Source organism: Nocardia sp. NPDC051900, assembly GCF_044452545.1.
In the GTDB taxonomy this organism is placed as follows: domain Bacteria; phylum Actinomycetota; class Actinomycetes; order Mycobacteriales; family Mycobacteriaceae; genus Nocardia; species Nocardia sichangensis.
The window spans coordinates 465,053-484,087 of the sequence record NZ_JBITBU010000001.1 but is presented as its reverse complement, the minus strand read 5'-3'; the positions used below and the strand labels follow the sequence as shown (position 1 = coordinate 484,087).

Here is a 19,035-nt window from a genome sequence, read left to right as displayed (position 1 = left end):
TATCCCGGTTCGTTCGTGATCGTGCGCGAGCGCGTTGCCATCGGTGCGTGTGGTCGTGCGTGGACGCGTATCGACTCGGCGTCCGCTGGGTGCATCGTCGGGGCTCACGCTGCTCGGGAGTGGCAGCTCGGGGTTCAGTTCTGAGTAGCCGCCGACGGGACGCGGCTCGGGCAGATCCGGACGAGTGACCGTGGTGCCTTGTGGCGGTCGAGGTGCCCGACCGCCACAAGGAGCGCTGTCGACGGTTTCCGAGGTACCGGGGTGTGGCTCGTGTTGCGGAGACTCCGGTGACGGGCCGTCAGGACGGGACGACGCCAGGTTGGTTGGTCGTCGGAATCTGCTGCTGGCTGCCGTCCACCGGCCCGGTGACGCCTGGCTGGCCGTTCGGGTCGGGCATCGGTACGGCTGGAACGGGAGCCGGTGCCGGTGCCTGCGGCGGGCTCGGCGGCAGCGCAGGGGCTGGGGCCGGGGTTGCGGGTGGCGGCGCGGACGAACTCGGCGGCTGCGTTGGTTCCGGGGTCGGAGGTGGGGGTGGTGGGCTCGGCGGCGGGGGTGGCGCGGATGAATTCGGCGGTTGCGTCGGTTCGGTAGTCGGCGGGGGAGGGGCCGACGAACTCGGCGGTTGCGTGGGCGCCGGGGTCTGTGGCGACGGAGCGGGACTCGGCGGAGCGGTCGTGGACGGCGCCTGCTGTGTCGGCTCGGGTGTCGGCGCGGGCTGTGGCGTCTGCGTGGACGGCGCTTGCTGCGGCGGCGGAGCCTGCTGGGTGGGCGGCGCCGAAGGCGTCTGCTGCGGATCCGGCTTCGGCGCGGGCGGCGTCGAATTATGCGACGGCGCGGGCGATTCCGGTGCGGCGGGCGCGGGTTGCGTTGTCCCCGGCGACCATTGGTTGTCCGGCGATGTCTGCTCGGGCGCCGAGTGTCGCGGCGTGCCGGGTGAGACCGCCTGCGGCGCGGACGGCGCCGTGGCGGCGGGTGGTGGCGCCGGCAGCGCGGGCACCGCGGATCCCGCCGTGGAATAGGCGGGTTTGTAGACCATGTTCATCGCTAGCACGGCCTCTTGGCGCAGCGCCTCCTGCGCCATTTGCGCGTCGATGACGTGTGCCGCCTCCAGCAACTGCGCGATCGCGCCGACCGGTCCGGAAGCGCCGGGCGGCACCACGGCGAGTTTCACCGCCTCGGCGGCCGCGGCGACCCCGCCGAGGCGGGCGCCCACTTGACCGAGCACCGCCGCCAGCTCGTCGGCCGACGCCGCGAAGCTGCGTGCGCAAGCCTGAGCGGCGTCAGCGGCGGCGCCTTTCCAGTCCGCCGCGTCCATCACGCGATCAACGCCGCCGTGGGTGAGTGGAAACGACGTGGTGAGCGTGCCCGCCGCGTCGAGCCAGATGGTCGACGCGTGCAGCACCTGCGCGGGATCGATCTGCTGTGCCTTCGCGTAGATCTCGTCGTGCCGCATCGACTCGAAATGCTCCATCGAGTTGATGTAGGTGGGATCGGAACCGGTCATCGGGGCAACCTCGTCCGGACCGCGCGCAGGGCGGCGGCGCTCGCGGCGTCGGCCTCTTCGAACAGTCCTCCGCTGATCAAGAACGCTTCCTTCATGCGGTAGGCCGCTTCGATGTAGTGGTCGAGCAGCGCCGCCGCGTCACGCGCTTTGTGGCTGAATCCCGCCTGCAACTGCTGGGCGGAGACGAATCCACCGAAACCGCCTAGATCCGCCGCGGATTCGAGACTCTGCTGTAGGTGGATCAGCCGATCGGCCTGCCGTTCGTACATTTCGGCGCATTGCCGAGCCGCCGCCGGATCGAACTGGACGGTCCCGGCCTGCGCGGCCTCCTTGAATCGGGCGATATCGGCTCGGCTGGTATCGATCGTCATCGCTCACCCCTGAGATCGGTCGGTCTGCCCCAGACTAACCGGAAGCCCAGCGCCGGGTCAGCAATAGTCGGCGGCAGCGGTCACCAAAGCGGGCTATATCGGTATGCGCTTTTGCAATTGGGTGGCGATCTGATCGGCGGAGGCGGGCGCGATGCGCACCTCGTCGCCCGCTTTGATCAGGTATCTTCCGTCGTCGCGCACATCGATCCAGGTGTAATGGATCGGCGGGGGCTGGGTCGGTCGATCGAGCCGCGATTCGATCCTGATGTGGCCCTCGGCGGTATGCGGCTCCAGCAGCAACTTGCGAATCCGCGGCGCTGCTTGCTGCCGCGCGGTCACGGTCTCTCGGTCGCGCACGGCGGCCCCGGACGCGACGCGAGCGGGTTCGCGGCCCGCGGGGGTCTTCGGCAGCAGGGCCGCGATCCGCCGGCCCAGTTTGGCGCTGTGCCCGATCGAAATGCGCACGCGACCACCGAAATCCGGAATCGCGCCTGGTTCCTGCACCGCGAGCACGGCGCGATCGTAGATGGCGGCGGCCAGCAACCGCAGTTCGCCGCCCGGCTGGTGTGTACCACCGATGGCAACGATCCTGGTATGCGGCCTGGCCAGAATGCGCAGGCAGGCCGAAAGGTCGGGGTCGGAGCCCAGCGGCAGCCGTTCGGCGAGGGCGATGCGCAACTTCTCGGCGTCGTCCTCGGTTCTGGGCGTCTCCAGGATGCGCAGCGGGTAGGGGTGGCGATCCAGGTCGGTCTCGCGCCAGATATGGGCGAACTCGTCCGGAGTGAAGGTCCATTCCACGGCCGAATCACATCCTCACCGAACCAGCCAATGCTGTTCGTAGCCTAGCGGTCTCGACGCCGGACGGGGGAACTCCCGCGGGGAGACGCCACGGCCTCGCCGGATGGGTTCGGTATCCGCCCTGGAGAAACAGTATTCGCGCGGCGGTGTCGTGCTCGACCGTCCCCTTCGATTCTGCTGAAATAGTGGAAGAGCACGGCAGCGACCGGGTAGGGCTGAGATCTGCCGAGGAGGTATTGCGGTGCACACCATGATGCGGCGAGTGGGCGCGGGAACCGTTCTGTTGTTCCTCGCGGGTGGCCTCGCCTGGGTCGGAGCCGGGTCCGCCGGAGCGGAGCCCGCGGGCTGCTATGTCGACCGTGGCGTCACGGACGCGGCCGCCTTGTGCCACAGCGGTGAGGGAGCATCGGTGCTGGAAGCCGAATGCCTCGGTTTCTTCCTGCCGTCGGAGCGCTCCGGGCCGGTGTTCGGCTACTACAGCGGCTTCGAGTCGCGGCAGACGCCGGTTGGCAAGCCGATGCGGGCCACCTGTGTGGCCGACGGCGCCGTGGGGATCGCCACGCTGGCGTTCGTCGTACCGGCCACGTCGTAGCGCCGTCGATCGGCAACGCTTTCGACGAGCGGGTTTTTCATCAGCTCGGCCTGGCCTCGAGCACGTTGTCCGGGGAAGCCGTTGGTACGCGCCGGGTCAGCGTGAATCCGTTCCTGCCGAGGAAGTCGCGGTACTCGGCCTCGGTGCGTTCCCGTCCGCCCGCGTTGACCAGCATCTCCAAGTCGATGTACTTGCTCGGGTGCGGTGCGGTGTGTTCGGGGACGACCAGTTCGACGATCAGCAACCGGGCGTCGGGTTCCATGGCCGCGCGCACGGTGCGGAGGATGCGACCGGCGTCCGGTTCGGCCCAGTCGTGCAGGATGTGCTTGAGGATGTAGGCGTCGCCGCCCCTGGGGACGCTGTCGAAGAAGGATCCGCTCTCCACCGCGCAGCGATCGGCGAGACCGAGCGCGGCGAGCCGAGCGGGGGCCGTGGCCACCACTTCGGGCACGTCGAACAGAATGCCACGCGATCGTGGTGCGCGGCGCAGGATCTCGGTGAGCATCGTCCCTTCGCCGCCGCCGACGTCGACCAGGGTCGCGTAGCGGCCGAAATCGTAGGCGGCGAACAGCGGCTCCATCGACAGGGTGCCGATGCTGGTCATCGCGCGGTCGAACAGTGCGCCGAGTTCCCGGTCGTGCTGGACGTATTCGAAGAACGGCATCCCGTCGAGCTTCACGCCGACCGGTTCGCCGGTGCGCACGGCGTCGACCAAGTGCGACCAGTGGTTGCGGTGCCCGGGCGAACCGAAGAACAGCACCGCGTCGCGCAACGACACGTCCGAGTCGCGGCACAGGGCTCGCGCCATCGGCGTCAGCGCGTACCGTCCGTCGCGCCGCTGGGTGAAGATGCCGTGGCTGATCAGCAGGCGCAGCAACCGCCGCAGCGCGTCCTCGTCGGCGCCGACCGCCGCCGCGAGGTCCGCGCCCGATCGCGGCCCCGCCGCGAGTGCGTCGGCCACGCCGAGCGCCGCGGCGGCGTGGATGGCCTGCGTGATCCATCCGGCGGCGATCAGCTCCATCAGCGCGAGGTGCCCGGGCACCAGCTTGCGGAACGCGAAGGCCAGGGCGGCGCGCACCGATTCGACGGCCCGTACCAGCGGCAGCGGCGGAATTCTCGGTCGGTCGGACGCCACGGCGACTCCATCCGTCGAAGGTCGGCACTCTGCGCTTGTCTAGGAGGGTACGTCGCGTCCGGATTCGCTGCGCTGTTTCTCTCGCTCGGCGGCGGAGGCGAGATAGTCGCCGAGTTCGCGGCGCAGCGTGACGTCCAGCGAGCGGGCGAGCGTGGCGTGCACCGAGGCGACCGCCAGCTCGCGCATCTTGTTGAGCATCGTTGTGGTCTCGGCGATTTCGCCGCTGGTGTCGGGCATCCAGCCGGGACCGTGCTCGTCGATGATGTGCTGTTTGGCGGCGGTGATCATGATGTGCGTGATGTCATCGATCCGGTCGGCCACCTTGGCGTAGATCTCGATGAGCGTGCGCAGTTCCAGACCGTACTCGTGCAGTTCGGCGAACGAGGTGAGCAACTGGGTCTCGGTGAACACCACCGTGTCGCCCTCCAGCCGGACCAGCCGCATCTCGCGCAGCCGGTCGACCAGCTCGTCGGCGTCGGCGCCGAGGATGGTGCCGATCAGCTCACGGGGCACCTCGAAGGTCTCGTCCTTGGCCCAGGACGCCGTCACGGCGTGTTGCAGGCCGAGTACCTCGGTCAGGTCCTTGCCGGTCTCCCAGCTGGTGATGAAGTCGGCGATGTGCGCGGTGGTGAAGCCGCGCTGTAGCAGCGCGTCGATCAAGCGCAGCCGCTCGAGGTGCGCGTCGTCGTAGATGCTGGCCCGGCCGTCCTTGCCGACCGGCGGCGGCAGCAGCCCGCGTTCCTGGTAGGCGCGCACGTTGCGGGTGGTGGTGCCCGCGGCGCGCGCGAGGTCATCGATCCGGTACTCCGGCGTCGACCTCACCTCCCTCGCTGACCACGGCGCCGAAGGACCGGCGGCGCGCTGTAGAACTCCCTGCGGACCGAGTCTATCGTCCGCGCCGCCGGTACCTCCGCCACTCAGGAAACCCGTGCCACTCGCTGTCGCCGCTGGTCGGCGTTCGATTCGACCACGAGGTAGTCGTCCAGATCGACCTTGCGCAATTGATGGACGTACTGGGTGGCGAAGCCCGGATACATGGTCGCGTTGAAGCCGTCCTCGGTGAGATACCAGCTGTGGCATCCCGAGTTCCAGGTGGTGGCCGACAGTCTGCGCTGGATGGCGGCGTTGTAGCGGTCCTGCCGGTCGCGCCGCACGTCCAGCATGCGCAGGTCCCGGTCCAGGATGACGCCGATCGCGCCGACGAGGTAGTCGATCTGGGCTTCCATGTAGACCAGCGCCGAGTTGTGTCCCGGGCCGGAATTGGGGCCGAACGTGAGATACAGGTTGGGATATCCGGAAACCGCGACGCTCTTGTAGGCGTAGGCCCCGCGCGACCACTCGTCCGCGAGAACCCGGCCACCGCGTCCGACCACCGGAACGGGCGTCCCGGTTTTGGAGACGTCGAATCCCGTCGCGAAGACGATGCAATCCGCTTGGTGCTCGATGCCTTCCGCGGTGCGGATGCCGTGCTCGGAGATCCGGGCGATCGGCCAGGTGATCAACTTGCAGTTGTCCCGCTGCAGGGCGGGGTAGTAGTCGTCGGTCATCAGCAGGCGTTTGCAGCCGGCCCTGAAGTCCGGAGTGAGCTGGCGGCGCAGCCATGGATCCTTGACCTGCCTGCGCAGCTGCGCCTTGCCGACCAGCTCGACCACCCTGGTCAGCGGCGTGTTCCAGACCACGCCCAGCGCTACCGACTCGTGGCCGTAGAACCAGGCGCGTCGCGCCAGTTGCTCGGCGGCGGGCAGCCGACGGTAGAGCTCCTTGGTCAAGCCGTTGGTCTGCCGATTGATCCGCGGCAGCACCCAGCCGGGCGTGCGCTGGAACACCTTCACCGAGGCGGCCTTGTCGACCAGTTCCGGGATGATCTGGACCGCGCTGGCGCCCGTGCCGACGACCGCGACCCGTTTGCCCGTGAAGTCGTAATCGTGATCCCAACGGGCGCTGTGGATCTTGTGACCTCGATAGGTCTCGATGCCGCGGATGTCCGGAAGACTGGCATTGGCCAGCGGGCCGGACGCCAGCACGACGGTGCGGGCGAGGATCGGGTCCGCGTGGCCGTCGATCGATATCTCCCACACTCCGGCCTGCTCGTCGAACACCATGCCGGAAACGTTGTGGCCGAACCGGATGTGCGGACCGAGCCGGAACTCCGCGGCCATCGCCTCGATGTAGCCGAGGATCTCGTTGCTCCCGGAGTAGGTGCGCGACCAGTTCGGGTTCGGCGCGAAACTGTAGGAGTACAGCCGCGACGGAATATCGCACGCCGCACCGGGATAGGTGTTGTCGCGCCAGGTTCCGCCGATCGCGGTGCCGCGCTCGAGAATCGCGAAATCACGGATTCCGCGTTGCTTCAGCCGGATGGCCGTGCCGATTCCGGCGAATCCGCCGCCGATGACGGCGACGTCGAGGGTATGCGTACTCATCGAATTCCCTGTCATGCCGCGGGCTCGTAGGTCAGTTCCTTCGACCAGGTCGGGTTGTTGCGCAGCAGCGTCTTCGGCACCAACCCGGTGATCTTCACCAGCGCGTCGGCCACGAGATGGTACGGGTGCCCGCGGTCGATCACCCAGCTGCCGTGCGTCTTGACGATCTGGTACATCGGCAGCCTGCGGGCGAATTCACTGCGTTCGCCGACGTTCGCGTACCGCTTGAGCGCGCCGTAGAGCTTCTCCTCGTCCACGCCCATCGCGACGATGTTGTCGCGCATCTTGTTCAGCAGCGGCACGTAGCTCAGCACGCCGATGATCAGCGAGGGCTTGGCCCAGCCGCCGACCAGGTCGATGAGCAGCTTGCGCATCTCCGCGTGACCCAACAGGTCCATCACGGCGAAATCGACCGCCAGATGGCGGGATTCGTCGGAGTTGATCTTCTTGAACACCTCCTGGCAGACCGGGTCCTCGATCTCGTCCATGATGAACTTGATCAGCGCGCCGTCGAGCGCGACCTCGAGCATCGGGATGACGGTGCCGAGGAACGACAGCGACATGTCGTCGGAGTACTTGTCCAGGAAATCGATCACCAGCTTGACGTTGACGTTCGGCTGCGGGATCTCGTCGCCGTCGAGCATGCCCCACCGACGCATCAGCGCCAGCTCGGCGTTGGCGTGCTTCTGCTCCTCGGCGTGGAAATAGCGGTAGATCTCGCGCAGCGTCTCGTTCGGCGCCTTCTTGGTCATCGCCGCGAAGCCGCGCGCGCCGACGTTCTCGATCCACATCAGATCGGCCATGAACGGCTTGAGCTTGGCGTGCAGTTCCGGCGTGATCGTCTCGGCGCCCGGAGCGTCCCAATCGATGTCGGCCAGTGCCCACTGGCGGTCCTTGATCTTGCGGAGCATGTCGTCGAAGTCCATCGCGATGGCGGCCATGTCAGACTCCTGTCTTGTCGGTGACCGACGTGCGGTCGGTGGTGGTCGAGTCCTCTTGTGGCAGCAGCCGCTCCAGGAGCCCGAGGGCAAAGGTGTATTGCGCGGGGAAGTACCGCTTGAGCAGCCAGACGACGTGCGCGTCCAGCTGGGGCAGGACGTAGAGCTGCCCGCGGTCGTGCGCGTCGAGGGCGGTGCGCGCGACGCGCTCGGGGGAGAATCCCGTCCAGCGCATGAGGAAGTCGGCCAGCTGCGCCGATTCCTTGGTGATCCGGCCGTCGCGCGCGACGTTCGTGCGGACGAACGTCGGGCACAGGACGGTGACCGCGACTCCGGAGCCGCTCAGCTCGGCGGCCATGGTCTCCGATAACGACATCACGCCCGCCTTGGACACGTTGTAGGCGGCCATCGAGGGCGCGGCGGCGAATCCGGCGGCCGAGGCGACGTTGATAATGCCGCCGCGCCCGGCCGTGCGCAGACGCGGAGCGAACACTTCACAGCCGTGCACGACGCCCCAGAGGTTGATGCCCAGGGCCCACTGCCAGTCGTCGAAACCGATGTTTCCCACGGCTTTTCCGCCGATGCCGACGCCGGCGTTGTTGATCACCAGGCTGACCGGGCGGTCGAAAATCGTTTCGGCGAAGCGGGCCAGCAACTCCACGTCTTCCCGTTGCGCCACGTCGCAGCGGAAGGCATGCGCGGCGCCCGGGTGATCGCGTTCGATCAGTGCGACCGTCTCGTCGGCGCGCGCCTCATCGATGTCGGCGCAGATCACCCGTCCGCCGCGGGCCGCGATCTCCAGCGCGAACGCCCGGCCGATGCCGCTGCCCGCGCCGGTGACCACGGCTCGCGCGCCGTGCGTGCGCCGGGTGCGGCCCAGTGCCATCAACTTGTCCAATCCGAACATCTCAGCTCACCTTTTCCGTGCCGGAGGTAGCGACCAGCGCCGCGCGCAGGAAGTCGGCGGCGCGGGCGAGAGCCTGGTCGGCTTCGGGCACCACCATGGGAAGGGCCTGGAAGACATGCAGTTGTCCCGGCCAGATCTCGAGTTCGCAGCTGCCGCCCGCGCGCCGGACCATTTCGCACAGCGCCTGTGCGTCGGCGCCGAGCATCTCCGTGCCGCCGACCTGCACCAGGATCGGCGGCAGCGCGAGACCGTGCGGGATGGCCAGCCGCAGGCGCGCCGCGTCGGCGGCGTGGCCGCTGGTGTAGGCCGCGGGCAGCTTGCTCGCGGCGGCGGCCGAGATCAGCGGATCGGTCCGGACGCGTTCCCGCTCGGCCGCCAGGCTCAGGGTGAGGTCGAGCAGCGGGGAGAACATCGCCACGGCCGCGGGCTGCGGCCGTCGGTGCCGTCCGTTCTCGACCAGCAGGTCCAGTGCGAGATGCCCACCCGCGGAGTCGCAGGCGATCACCAGGTCTTCCGGGGCGATGCCACGGCCGAGCAGCCAGCGGTAGCCCGCTTCGACGTCGTCGGCCGCGGCCGGGAACCGGTGTTCGGGCGCCAGACGATAGTCGGAGAGGAAGACCGGGAGTCCCGTCTCGGCCGACAGCCGGGCCGCGAGCCCGCGATGGGTGCGAGCCGAGCAGATCACGTAGCCGCTGCCGTGGATGTAGTAGACGGCCCGCGTTCCGAACGGCACCCCCGCCGCCCGAACCCATTCACCGCGCACCGCGCCCGACCGGACCTGAGTGACGGAAGTGCCTGCCGGAACCGGACCGCCGACGGCCATCAGGGTGGCGATGAGCTTACGCGCGAACCAGACACCCGGCGGATTCATCGGAACCGCGCAGTTCAGCGGACGCAGGGTGAGCCTGGTAGCTGCCGCGGCCACAGTGGCGCGTGCCGAGGGCGCGGTGGGAACACCGGGGACCGAGGTCCTCGTCGACCTTGTCATGCGCTAAGAATCAGTGATGAATGTGCCAGTTGTCAATGGCACATTTCTAGAAGGCTGATGCGTGTGCCGGTTACCGTGACGTATGGCGACGTTGGATGACGACGACATAGCGGCGGCGACGGTCGGCGACTTGCGGCCCTACGCGGCCGGGGTGGTGCTCGAGGAATACAACCCGGCGTGGCCGGTCTGGTACGCGGAAGAAGAAGCCGCGATACGTGCGGCGCTCGGCGATGTGGCGCTGCGAATAGAGCACACGGGGTCCACGTCGGTTCCCGGTCTCGCGGCCAAGGCGGTCATCGACATCCTGTTGCTTGTTTTGGATGCCGCCGCCGAAGTCGCCTATCTATCAGCCCTCGAGGCTGCCGGGTATGAGCTGCGTATCCGGCAACCGGACTGGTACCAGCATCGCTGTTTCGTTCGTCGGGTGGACAGCGGTGCGCGGTGGAACGTGAATCTGCATGTGCTCTCGCCGGAATCGGGAGGGCCCGAGATGGAGCGGATCCTGGCCTTCCGCGACTGGTTGCGCACGCATGAGGACGATCGTGCGTATTACGAACGGACCAAACGAGAGCTGGCGCAGCGCGAATGGAAGTTCGTGCAGCACTACGCCAACGCCAAGAGCGGAGTCATCGAGGAAATCCTCGGTCGAGCGTTGTTCGGCTGACACACTCGAATGTTGTTGCGCGCGAAGTGCCTCCGTCAGTACCCGAGCGCGGGATCGATCGGTGCGAGCAGCGGGCGGCGTTCGACGAAGCGCTCGACGTTCGCCTGGACGTGGTCGGCGAAGGCCGCCAAGCGGAGTTGGGGCGGATTCGAATCATGCGGGGTGATAATGGCATTCGGCAGCGACCAGAGCGGATGGCCCGCCGGGAGCGGCTCGGGGTCGGTGACGTCGAGTCCGGCGCCGCCGATCGCGCCGGAGCGCAGCGCGTCGACCAGTGCGTCGGTGTCGACGAGGCTGCCGCGCGCGACGTTGACGATCCAGGAGGACGGTTTGAGCCGCGCGAGTACGTCCGCGCCGATGAGATGCCTGGTGGCGGGCGTGGCGGGCGCGGCGACCACCACGTGATCGGTGTGCGGCCAGACCCGGCCGAGATGCTCGGCGGAGATCGTCTCGACCGACGGCGGGATGCCTGCGCCGGTGACCGGCCGTCCGCTGCGGTTCACCGCGATGATGTGCGCGCCGAGCGGCACCAGCATCGGGATCAGCGCGCGGCCGATGCCGCCCGCGCCGACGATCGTGACGGTCTTGCCGCGCAGCGTGCCGACGTGCGGAAAGAAGTCCTGCTGCCGCCAGTCCGCCGCGCGCAAGTGCTCGGGCAGGTAGCGGACGCCCGCGAGCAGCAGCATGAGCGCGTGCTCGGCTACACTCGCCGCGAAAGCGCCCGCGGCTGAGGTGAATCGCACACCGGGATGCCTGGCGATGACGCCCGCGGTGAACCATTCCTCGATACCGGCGGCCGGGAGCTGCACCCATTCCACGCCTGCGGGCAGTCGCTCCGGGAACTCGTCCGGGCCGCCGACCCAGATCAACCCTTGCGCCTCGTCGAGATCGGAGACGGCGGCGCCCGCCTCCACCACGGCCTTCTCCACCAGCGTGGGGGGAGGATCGGCGGGGGCGATCGCGATCGTTACTGCAGGCCGGTTCATGGTTGGACCTCCTTCGGAGCAGTAGGACGTGGTCGCGAGCGGGTGGACCTTGCGACCGTAGCACCGCCGGGCGCGGCGCTAGGCCTCGCTCTGCTCGTCGTCGAGCTCCACGTCCACCTTGTCCCGCTCGGCCCACTCCAGGAGAGGATCCAGGTGGAACACCGCGTCATCCATGCCCGCGTGCAGATCGCCGAGTTCGGCGAAGCGAGCGGGGACGGAGGACATGGTGAAGTCGCGCGGATCGATGTCGGGAATCTCGTCCCAGCGTACCGGGGTGGAGACCGTCGCGGCGGGGACGCCGCGCACCGAGTAGGCGGCGGCGATGGTGTGATCGCGCGCGTTCTGGTTGTAGTCGACGAACAGCAGCTTCGGGTCGCGATCGCGCCGCCACCACGTGGTGGTCACGTCATCGGGTGCGCGGCGCTCGACCTCGCGGGCGAACGCCAGCGCCGCCCGGCGCACCTCCTGGAAACCCCAGTGCGGCGCGATCCGGACGTACACGTGCAGGCCTTTGCCGCCGGAGGTCTTCGGCCATCCGACGGCGCCGATCTCGTCGAGGATCTCTTGCACCACCGTCGCGACCCGCTGCACCCGCGACCACGGGCAGTCCGGCATCGGGTCGAGGTCGATGCGCCACTCGTCCGGACGCTCGGTATCGGCGGCGCGGGAATTCCACGGATGGAACTCGACGGTCGACATCTGCACCGCCCAGATGACGTCGGCGAGCTTCTCGACGCACAACTCGTCGGCGTGCCGTCCATAGCGCGGGAAGTACACCCGCACAGTCGGAATCCACTCCGGCGCGCCCGCGGGAAGCCGCTTCTGATGCACCTTTTCGCCCGCGAGTCCTTTGGGGAACCGGTGCAGCATGCAGGGCCTGCCGCGCAACGCGTTGACGATGCCGTCCCCGACGCTCAGGTAGTACCGCACCAAGTCGAGCTTGGTCGCGCCGGACTCCGGGAAGTAGACGCGGTCGGGGTTGGAGACTTTGAGCGTGTGATCGCCGACCTCTAGCTCGATCGCCGACCCGGTGGATTTGCTGGCCACGGGTCGACTGTAGTGGCCGAGCCGAAGGAAATCCGCGCACGATCGCGCGCCGCCGCGACGGATGTCCCGTACCGGTCCGCGGCGCTGCACCGCTCTGGTATGCATACGGGTATGAGCAAGGCGACGCGCGTGACCGTCACGCTGGATCCACAGGTGGCCGAGTGGGCCAGAGCGGCCGCCGATCGCCAGAACCGCAGCCTGTCGGCGGTGATCAACGCCGCGCTGCGCACCACGCTCGTGCACGACAGCCTCACCGCGCTGACCATCGACGAGGAAGCCGAACTGGCCGCCGCCTACGACGACGTGGCGATCACCCAGGCCGCCGCCGACGACGACGCCGACGGCGCCGCATGAGACGCGGTGAGGTCTGGCGCTACGCCCCGACCCTCAGCGACGGCACCCCCTTCCCGCGGCGCATGACAGTGGTGCTGGTGTCCGATTCGGCGGTGATCACTTCGCGCTATCGCTGGTTGCAAGTCGTTCCACTGCGCGACGCCGACCCGGGCCACGTGCTGGCCACCCACACCGAGCACGGCTGGGCCGACACCCTCAAACTGCACCGCGCCTACCGGCCCTGGCTCACCGAACACCTCGGCGTGCTCTCCTTGGAGGAAACGGAATCCCTGGACGCGCGCTTGCGGGCGACGTTGAGTCTGTGACTTCGGCCGCGACTTCGTCGCGACGTTTTCGTGGGCACGGAGACGTCGGTGCGGGCAGGATGCCGGGATGAGGTCTTCGGGTGACGACGAGTCGCTGATCTTGAGGCTGATCAACGAGTTCTGGGTGGCGGTGGAGCGAGGGAGCCCTCGTGAGATGGCCGCCTTGATGTGCGCCGAGGAAGCCGAGCAGTTCTTGGACAATGTGCCCGATCCCGACTATGACGACCCTACTGGTGAGCCGATCGGTGAGCTTACCTTCGAGGTTTCGGGCATCCGCCTCTTCGGAGATGTCGCCTTCGCGCGAATCATTCATTCACCGGACAACGTCGCTACTCTCTTTTTCCGGTACGAAACCGGGAGATGGACGGTATGCGCGGACGCTGATGAGGATCTGTCGTTGGAGCAGCTCGAGGACGACGTGTGGCCCACCTTGCCTGCGGATGCGAGCGGTCTGACGCGTACTGCGCATGAGTTGCGGCGCAAGCCGATCGGGCGTCTGACCGACGAGGAAGTTCGTTGTCTTCTGCAGCAGAACGAAGGCGTCGATGTCCTACTGCCGCGTGTGTTACACCAGTTGCAATGGAATCCGCTGGCCGGAGGCGATCTTTTTCCTGGTGACCTGCTGGTCGCGACGCTGCGAGTCGGCCAGGAACATTGGCGGCGGGACCCGGTCGCGGTCACTCGCATACGAATCGTCATCGACAAGGTCCGTGACCTGGGTGATTTGACCGAACACGGTGCACCGCACGAAGAGATCTGGAACCGCATCACAGATTTCCTGATCGATCTGCCCGGCAACAACTAGCCGCTACGGCCCGTTGGACGTTCAGCGAGCGACGCTTACGAACCGCGTTGCGGGCGTGCCCGATGGATGCCGGTGGAGCGTGTTCGACGGCGTGCGGCTTCTTCGTGGGTCAGGAGACCCGCACGCGTTCGCTGGGTGTCGTCGTTATGTCGGTGTGGCCAAGGCGAAGGGGAGGATGGCGGCGGCGCCGGCTGCTCGGAGGGAGTGGGCGGCGACGGTGAAGGTCCAGCCGGTGTCGGTGATGGCGTCCACCAGCAAGATCGGACCCGGTACTCGGGTCAGGTCGGGGATCTCCCAGGAATCGAAGAGTCCGGCGACGCGATGCGCGGAGTTCGCCGCCGAGACGGGCGGTCGGTCCGGGCGGGTGCGCAGCGTGCCGAGGTCGTGCAGGCGGCCGACTTCGGCGAGGCGGGCGGCGAGGGTGGCGGTGAGCACGGGGTGGCGTGGCGATTCCAGGGCGAGCACCGAGGTCGGGCGGGCGGCCCAATCCCACTCGCGCAGAACGGCGACGCAGGCGTCGAAGACCGCGTCGGGAACCGGGTCGTCCGGGCCGTCGAGCAGCGTGCGCAGTCGCTGCCCCCAGCCGAGGTCGGTCAGCCTGCCGAGAACACGACCGGTCTCGGCTCCGCCGGAGATCTTGCCGGACAAAGGGATTCCCAGCTTGGCCATACCAGTGGGCCACTGCTTGCGCGGCGCGAGATCGAGGCCGGGACGATCGAGCCGGGCCTTGGTCGCGGCCACCGCGTCGGCGGCGACAGTGCGGTCGGGGCGGTGGCCGGTGCAGTTGTCGCAGCGGCCGCAGCCGGGCGAATCCGTGGACAAACCCGGGTCGTCGAGCTGGCGGCGCAGGAATTCCATGCGGCAACCGGCGGTCGATTGATAGTCGATCATGGCCTGCTGCTCGGCCTCGCGGGCGATGGACAGGCGCTCGTACCGTTCGGTGTCATAGGTCCACGGCCGGCCCGTGGCGATCCAGCCGCCGCGCACGCGGCGCACCGCGCCGTCCACGTCGAGCACCTTCAACACCATCTCCAGCCGGGAGCGGTTCAACTCCACCAGCGGTTCCAACGCCGCGGTGGACAACGCCCGGTCGGAGTCCAGCGCATCGAGAACGGCACGCACGATGTGCTCGCGGGGAAAGGCGACGGAGGCGAAGTAGCTCCAGATCCGCGCGTCCTCGGGGCCGGGAAGCAGGATCACCTCGGCCCGGTCGGTGCCGCGCCCCGCGCGTCCCACTTGCTGGTAGTAGGCGATGGGCGAGGACGGCGCACCGATGTGCACCACGAATCCCAGATCGGGCTTGTCGAAGCCCATGCCGAGCGCGGAGGTGGCTATGAGCGCCTTCACCTCGTTGTTCAGCAGCGCCGCTTCGAGCGCCTCGCGTTCGGTCGGGTCGGTCTGGCCCGTATAGGCGGCGACGGTGTGGCCGTGTGAGTTCAGCACGTCGGCCAGATCGTGCGCGGCGGCGACGGTGAGCGTGTAGACGATGCCGGAGCCGGGCAGCCGGTCGAGGTGCCCGCCGAGCCAGGCGGTGCGCTCCACGGCATCGTCGAAGCGAACCACCGACAGGTGCAGCGACTCGCGATCCAGCGTGCCGCGCAGCACCAGGGTGTCGGTGCCGATCTGGGTGGCGACATCGGTGACCACCCGGTCGTTGGCCGTCGCGGTGGTGGCGAGCACCGGGACGTCCGAGCCCAGGTCGGCGATCAGCGTCCGGATGCGCCGGTAGTCCGGCCGGAAGTCGTGGCCCCAGTCCGACACGCAGTGCGCTTCATCGATCACCACCAGCCCGGCGTCGGCCGCGAGCCGGGGCAACACCTGATCCCGGAAATCCGGGTTGTTCAATCGCTCCGGGCTGACCAGCAGCACGTCGACCGCACCGGCGGCGACCTGTGCGTGGATCTCGTCCCACTCGGTGACATTGCCCGAGTTGATGGTCGCGGCGACCACTCCCGCGCGCTGTGCCGCCGCGACCTGGTTGCGCATCAGCGCGAGCAGCGGCGACACGATCACCGTGGGCCCGCGCCCGGCCCTGCGCAGCAGCTTGGCGGCGATGAAGTACACCGCCGACTTGCCCCAGCCGGTGCGCTGCACGACCAGCGCCCTGCGCCGCCGTACGACGAGCGCTTCGATCGCGGTCCACTGATCCTCCCGCAGCGCGGCGCCCGCCCCGGCCAGCTCGCGCAGCAGCTGTTCGGCGTGCTCGCGCAGGTCGGGGGCCGAGAGGTCGATCGGAGACGCGTCGGTGGCCGTGGTCATGCGGTCCATCGTGCCCGACGCCACCGACAGGCGGCGTCGGGGCGCCGGTGTGGCGATCGGTCAGCCGCGCGCGGCGCCTTCCGGCCACACGATCTCGCCGTGGCGGGTGCGCATCCTCGGCGTGAGGCCGCGACGACGGCCGTGATCAGGCGGATCGCGCGGTAGCGGCCGCCAACTCGGCCAGCCGGGCACGGACCAGATCCGGACGTTCCTCGAGAATGAAGTGGCCGCAGCCCCGCACCGGTTCCAGGCGGTAGTCGTCGGCGCGCGCGGTCTCCTCGGCGGCGAGCGAAGGATGGACCGCCGCGTCCTCGACTCCGAACAGGGTGCGGATCGGAATCTTCGCTCGACGTCGTTCGCCGTGTCCGGCCGAGCGCGGAACTTCGCGCAGCAGGAAAGTGCGGTAGGTGTCGGTCGCCGTGCGGGCACAGACGGGGTCGCGGAAACGGTCCGCGTAGACGCGAATCGCCTCGGGTCCGAACTTCTCGCGATCGCGTACGGCGCCGGCGAAGACGAGGTCCAGGAAGCGGGTGCGCTGGTGCAGGTAGATGCCGAACGCCGCGACGGCGGGTTGATAGAGCAGGAACCGCCACGCGTGCGGGAGGAAAGTGCGCGGTGTCTGCCACGGGTGGGCGATGTTGAGCGCCAGCAGCGCGTCGAATCGCTCCGGCTCGCGCAGCACGAGCAGGTGGGCGATGTAACCGCCCCAGTCGTGGCCGACCAGCAGCACGCGCTTCAGGCCGAGCGCGTCCAGCAATGCGAGCAGGTCGGAGGCGACGTCGTCCTTGGCCCACCGGTGCGGCGCGGGACCGGACCAGCCGTAGCCGGGTAGGTCGGGCGCGATGATCCGCAGTCCGTCCGGCGGGTCGGCGAGCAGGTGACGATAGGCGTAATGATGTTCGGGCCAGCCGTGCAAGGCCAACACGGGGCGGCCATCCGCCGGCCCCGCCTCGGTGACGTGGAAACGCACCCCGCGAGCGGTGACATAGGAACGCCGCACGCCGGGGATCTCCGGCGGGCCGGCCGCCGCGTCCGCAGGAGCGGGTGAGAAGAACGAGGGCCGCCAGGGCATATCCGATGGTATCCAGTACGCCGCCGAGACATCCAGAGCGAAACAGCTCCCGGCGATGGACAATGAAGCCCTGAATCCCCGGTGCGGGGACCGGGGAGGAGGCAGTGGTGTCGAGCCACATTCAGCCGCCCGCGGGGTGGGCTCCGCCGGGCGCCGAGTTCCGGACCAGCAACAACGTCTGGCGCACTGTGACGGGCACGCTCGTCGGCTTGTCGGTGACGCCGATCGGGATCGGCCTGGCCGCTCATGGCGGGCTCGGCACCCGGCAGTGGGTGATCCTCGGGGACGAGGGCGACCGCTGGAGCTCGAACGCCCAGATGATCGGTGGTGCGTTGCTGTTGTTCCTGGTGGCGCTGCTGGCCGCGTACTCACCCGTCGGCACTGTGACAGCGGGCCTGGTGTGGGGTCTGCTGCCGGGCGCGGTGCAGTTGTTCTTCCCTCACGACCTCTGGCGTCTGATCGAGCAGACGCCGGGGCTGTCGGAGGAATGGCGCCTGGCCCTCTACAACTGGGTGCTGAACGGATGGGGGCTGGTGCTCGGCCTGTTGCTCATCGGAGCCGGGCTCGCCGCCACCTTGCGGCGGCGCTGACCGCGGCCGCACGCCGGGCGAGTCGGTCCGCCCCGCGCGCAGCCGACGTTCAGCCCTTGACGCAGAGCACCTGGTGCAGCGTCGCGACCACGTCGACCAGGTCCCGTTGTGCCTCGATGACCTCGTCGATGTCCTTGTACGCGGCCGGGATCTCGTCCACCACGCCCGCATCCTTGCGCGACTCGACGCCCTCGGTCTGGGCGATGAGGTCGGCCACGGTGAACTGCCTCTTGGCCGCGTTGCGGCTCATCCGCCGTCCCGCGCCGTGCGAGGCGGACTGGAAAGAAGCCGGATTCCCCTTGCCGCGTACGACATACGAGCGGGTACCCATCGAGCCGGGGATCAGCGCGAGATCGCCTTCCCCCGCGCGCACGGCCCCCTTGCGGGTCACCAGCATGGGCACGCCGTCGACGATCTCCTCCGCCACATAATTGTGGTGACAGCTTATGGGCTGCTCGAAACGCACTCCGCGATCGGCGAATTCGGCGGCGACCGCACGGCAGACCAGGGCGAGCATCACCGCGCGGTTGCGCGCCGCGTACTCCTGCGCCCAGGTGAGGTCGCGCCGGTACGCCCGCATCTCCGGCGTGCCGGAGACGAAGACCGCCAGGTCGCGGTCGGGCAGATCGACGTTGTGCGGCAGCGTGCGCGCGATCGAGATGTGCCGCTCGGCGAGTTCCTTGCCGATGTTGCGGCTGCCGGAGTGCAACAGGATCCACACCCGGTCGTCCTGGTCCAGGCAGACCTCGATGAAGTGGTTGCCACCGCCGAGCGTGCCCATCTGCTTGTGCGCCTTGGACTCTCGTGCCTGAACCCGGCTGTCCAGCGCGCCGAACGAACCCCAGAACCGGTCCCAGCCCGCGCGCAGCGTCGCCGTGCTCGCGCCGAGGCCCGCGACCTGGCCGCCGAGCCGGGTGACGTCGACGGCGTCGTGATGCGCCTGGAAGCCGACCGGCACCGCCGCCTCGATGCGCGACCGCAGCGAACGCAGGTTGTCGGGCAGATCCGCCGCGGTGAGGTCGGTGCGCACGCTCTCCATGCCGCACCCGATGTCCACGCCGACCGCGGCGGGGGCCACCGCGTCCTTCATCGCGATCACGGAGCCGACCGTGGCCCCCTTGCCGAGGTGCACGTCCGGCATCACGCGGACGCCGTGGACCCATTTCAGCGCGGCGATGTTGCGCAGCTGCTGGAGCGCGGCCTGCTCGACCTCGTGCTCGTCGGCCCACATCAGCGTCTGCGCCTTGGTGCCGCGCAGCTCGACGGGAAACATGGTGTCGATCCTTCCGTTGGTTAT

Annotated in this window: 20 protein-coding genes; 6 read left to right on the top strand and 14 right to left on the bottom strand. The window is 68.7% G+C overall.

Annotated elements, in window-relative coordinates:
- Window positions 1–298: 298 nt before the first annotated feature.
- From ACIA5H_RS02265 to ACIA5H_RS02255, 3 genes are all read right to left on the bottom strand, one after another.
- A complete protein-coding gene (locus ACIA5H_RS02265) occupies window positions 299–1,504 on the bottom strand; it encodes a hypothetical protein (RefSeq protein ID WP_397073288.1) in 1,206 nt (401 codons plus the stop codon).
- Window positions 1,501–1,875, bottom strand: a complete 375-nt coding sequence (locus tag ACIA5H_RS02260; protein ID WP_355072299.1) for a hypothetical protein — start codon at window positions 1,873–1,875, stop codon at window positions 1,501–1,503. Before ACIA5H_RS02260 ends, ACIA5H_RS02265 begins: the two co-directional genes overlap by 4 nt.
- Before the next feature lie 93 nt (window positions 1,876–1,968).
- Window positions 1,969–2,673, bottom strand: coding sequence for an ESX secretion-associated protein EspG (locus ACIA5H_RS02255; RefSeq protein WP_355072300.1), 705 nt, complete (start codon window positions 2,671–2,673; stop codon window positions 1,969–1,971).
- A 241-nt stretch (window positions 2,674–2,914) separates the two neighbouring features.
- Between ACIA5H_RS02255 and ACIA5H_RS02250 the strand changes: the two genes are divergently transcribed.
- A complete protein-coding gene (locus ACIA5H_RS02250) occupies window positions 2,915–3,265 on the top strand; it encodes a hypothetical protein (RefSeq protein ID WP_379254635.1) in 351 nt (116 codons plus the stop codon).
- A gap of 40 nt (window positions 3,266–3,305) precedes the next feature.
- Here ACIA5H_RS02250 and ACIA5H_RS02245 read toward each other — a convergent pair whose 3' ends face one another.
- From ACIA5H_RS02245 to ACIA5H_RS02220, 6 genes are all read right to left on the bottom strand, one after another.
- Window positions 3,306–4,400, bottom strand: a complete 1,095-nt coding sequence (locus tag ACIA5H_RS02245) for a methyltransferase (RefSeq protein WP_379254636.1) — start codon at window positions 4,398–4,400, stop codon at window positions 3,306–3,308.
- A 39-nt stretch (window positions 4,401–4,439) separates the two neighbouring features.
- Window positions 4,440–5,222 carry a MerR family transcriptional regulator gene (locus tag ACIA5H_RS02240; RefSeq protein WP_379254637.1) on the bottom strand — a complete coding sequence of 261 codons (783 nt, stop codon included), beginning with the start codon at window positions 5,220–5,222 and terminating at the stop codon, window positions 4,440–4,442.
- A gap of 95 nt (window positions 5,223–5,317) precedes the next feature.
- Window positions 5,318–6,823: a flavin-containing monooxygenase gene (locus tag ACIA5H_RS02235; RefSeq protein WP_397073284.1), complete on the bottom strand. Its 1,506-nt coding sequence runs from the start codon at window positions 6,821–6,823 to the stop codon at window positions 5,318–5,320.
- An 11-nt stretch (window positions 6,824–6,834) separates the two neighbouring features.
- The gene (locus tag ACIA5H_RS02230; RefSeq protein ID WP_397073426.1) at window positions 6,835–7,755 is read right to left on the bottom strand and encodes a ferritin-like domain-containing protein; all 921 of its coding nucleotides are present in this window, start codon (window positions 7,753–7,755) and stop codon (window positions 6,835–6,837) included.
- Between the two features lie 10 nt (window positions 7,756–7,765).
- Window positions 7,766–8,668, bottom strand: coding sequence for an SDR family NAD(P)-dependent oxidoreductase (locus ACIA5H_RS02225; RefSeq protein WP_379254641.1), 903 nt, complete (start codon window positions 8,666–8,668; stop codon window positions 7,766–7,768).
- Between the two features lies 1 nt (window position 8,669).
- Window positions 8,670–9,656 (bottom strand): alpha/beta hydrolase, encoded by a 987-nt coding sequence (locus tag ACIA5H_RS02220; protein WP_397073281.1) that lies wholly within the window; start codon window positions 9,654–9,656, stop codon window positions 8,670–8,672.
- Between the two features lie 82 nt (window positions 9,657–9,738).
- On the opposite strand from ACIA5H_RS02220, the gene ACIA5H_RS02215 reads away from it, so the two are divergent.
- Window positions 9,739–10,320: a GrpB family protein gene (locus ACIA5H_RS02215; protein WP_397073279.1), complete on the top strand. Its 582-nt coding sequence runs from the start codon at window positions 9,739–9,741 to the stop codon at window positions 10,318–10,320.
- A gap of 35 nt (window positions 10,321–10,355) precedes the next feature.
- On the opposite strand, the gene ACIA5H_RS02210 is transcribed toward ACIA5H_RS02215, so the two are convergent.
- Window positions 10,356–11,306, bottom strand: coding sequence for a D-isomer specific 2-hydroxyacid dehydrogenase family protein (locus tag ACIA5H_RS02210; protein ID WP_397073277.1), 951 nt, complete (start codon window positions 11,304–11,306; stop codon window positions 10,356–10,358).
- Window positions 11,307–11,384: 78 nt separating this feature from the next.
- Window positions 11,385–12,353, bottom strand: a complete 969-nt coding sequence (ligD, locus tag ACIA5H_RS02205) for a non-homologous end-joining DNA ligase (protein WP_379254648.1) — start codon at window positions 12,351–12,353, stop codon at window positions 11,385–11,387.
- 111 nt (window positions 12,354–12,464) lie between these two features.
- Here ligD and ACIA5H_RS02200 point away from each other — a divergent pair, with 111 nt between their 5' ends.
- The 3 genes from ACIA5H_RS02200 to ACIA5H_RS02190 all read left to right on the top strand — a co-directional run bounded on the left by ACIA5H_RS02200 (window position 12,465) and on the right by ACIA5H_RS02190 (window position 13,817).
- Entirely contained in the window at window positions 12,465–12,707 is a 243-nt protein-coding gene (locus ACIA5H_RS02200) for a hypothetical protein (protein WP_356966471.1), read from the top strand.
- Complete coding sequence (locus ACIA5H_RS02195; RefSeq protein ID WP_355072321.1) at window positions 12,704–13,012, top strand: hypothetical protein; 309 nt, start codon at window positions 12,704–12,706, stop codon at window positions 13,010–13,012. Before ACIA5H_RS02200 ends, ACIA5H_RS02195 begins: the two co-directional genes overlap by 4 nt.
- A gap of 67 nt (window positions 13,013–13,079) precedes the next feature.
- Window positions 13,080–13,817: a contact-dependent growth inhibition system immunity protein gene (locus ACIA5H_RS02190; protein WP_397073273.1), complete on the top strand. Its 738-nt coding sequence runs from the start codon at window positions 13,080–13,082 to the stop codon at window positions 13,815–13,817.
- 144 nt (window positions 13,818–13,961) lie between these two features.
- Here ACIA5H_RS02190 and ACIA5H_RS02185 read toward each other — a convergent pair whose 3' ends face one another.
- Both ACIA5H_RS02185 and ACIA5H_RS02180 read right to left on the bottom strand, forming a co-directional pair.
- The gene (locus tag ACIA5H_RS02185; protein WP_397073271.1) at window positions 13,962–16,076 is read right to left on the bottom strand and encodes a RecQ family ATP-dependent DNA helicase; all 2,115 of its coding nucleotides are present in this window, start codon (window positions 16,074–16,076) and stop codon (window positions 13,962–13,964) included.
- 145 nt (window positions 16,077–16,221) lie between these two features.
- Window positions 16,222–17,148 carry an alpha/beta fold hydrolase gene (locus tag ACIA5H_RS02180; protein ID WP_397073269.1) on the bottom strand — a complete coding sequence of 309 codons (927 nt, stop codon included), beginning with the start codon at window positions 17,146–17,148 and terminating at the stop codon, window positions 16,222–16,224.
- Window positions 17,149–17,255: 107 nt separating this feature from the next.
- Here ACIA5H_RS02180 and ACIA5H_RS02175 point away from each other — a divergent pair, with 107 nt between their 5' ends.
- Window positions 17,256–17,738, top strand: a complete 483-nt coding sequence (locus ACIA5H_RS02175; protein ID WP_397073267.1) for a hypothetical protein — start codon at window positions 17,256–17,258, stop codon at window positions 17,736–17,738.
- Window positions 17,739–17,787: 49 nt separating this feature from the next.
- Here the strand turns inward: ACIA5H_RS02175 and ACIA5H_RS02170 are convergent, their stop codons facing one another.
- Complete coding sequence (locus ACIA5H_RS02170) at window positions 17,788–19,011, bottom strand: RtcB family protein (RefSeq protein ID WP_397073265.1); 1,224 nt, start codon at window positions 19,009–19,011, stop codon at window positions 17,788–17,790.
- Between the last annotated feature and the right edge of the window lie 24 nt (window positions 19,012–19,035).